At 47.3% G+C, this 1,185-nt stretch carries 1 protein-coding gene; it reads right to left on the bottom strand.

The window, feature by feature from the left end; translation table 11 throughout:
* The coding region (locus ACZMB2_RS14350; protein ID WP_487597217.1) for a DUF8437 domain-containing protein at window positions 1-1,185 on the bottom strand (1,185 nt) is incomplete at both ends.

The following is a 1,185-nucleotide window of genomic DNA, read 5'->3' as shown; positions in this document are numbered from 1 at the left end:
GCAATCTGCCGTTCCCTTGAAAGAGGGATTTTCTCAAACTGTGTATGTCCAATGATCACGGCATCATAATCCCCTGTCGCAATACGGGAACAGAACCGTTTTCGGTTTGCCGGCTCAAAGTCTTTCTTCGTTGCCACCAGGATATTTGCTCCCGGATAGAGACGTAGGAAATCACTGCCCCACTGCTCGGTCAGATGGTTTGGCACAACATAAAGATTCTTTTGTGAGAGTCCCAGCCGTTTTGATTCCATACCGGCTGCGATCATCTGGAACGTCTTTCCTGCTCCTACGCAATGAGCCAGTAACGTATTATTTCCATACAGCACATGAGCCACTGCGTTTTTCTGATGCGGCATCAAGGTGATCTCCGGGTTCATGCCGACAAACTGAATATGGCTTCCATCATATTCCCGTGGACGGATGCTGTTAAATCGTTCATTATAAATCTTACAGAGATCTTCCCGTCGGTGCAGGTCTTTAAATATCCACTCTTTAAATTCCTCTTTGATCAGCTCCTGCTTCTGCTGTGCCAGCATTGTTTCCTTCCGGTTTAATTCCCGGTGTTCCCCCTCGGCATCCTGTACCGTGTCATAAATCTTGGTATCTCTAAGGTTTAAGGCATCTTCCAAAAGGCGGTAGGCATTGGCTCTCTGTGTTCCATAAGTGGAAGTGACAAGGGCATTTCCGTAGCTGTCCACATTCTTTCCCATAACATTCCATTGTCCGGTCACTTCGGCATACTGGACTTTGACCTTGCTCCCTACATAATATCTTGGAGTGTGGAATGTCTCTGCCATAAACCGTGTAATGTAATCCTCGGAGATCCAGGTTGCCCCAAGTCTTGCCTCAATCTCTGATGCATCCAGATCTTTTGGCTGTACCTGCTCCAAATACTGCACGTTCACCTGATATTCCGGGTGATCTTCTGCAAACTGTTTGGCAATCTGAAGTTTCTCCCTCACATTTCCAGAAAGATATTCGTCCGACGGCTCCCATTTTTCACCGATTGGATTCTTAAAGATCACCCCTGCCAGTTCTTCGGTAAGCTCCTCTTCTGTTTTCCCGGAAAGCTGTGCCATATAGGAAAGGTCAACGCCTGCCCTCTCACCAATAGAAACCGCAAGTGCTTCACTGGCAGTATCCACGGAAGTTACCGTTTCTGCCCTACGGATTGTCCTTTTGGTA

Source organism: Hominiventricola sp. (assembly GCF_057604405.1).
Note: the sequence above shows the minus strand (reverse complement) of the source record. Positions and strands in the feature narration are given on the sequence as shown.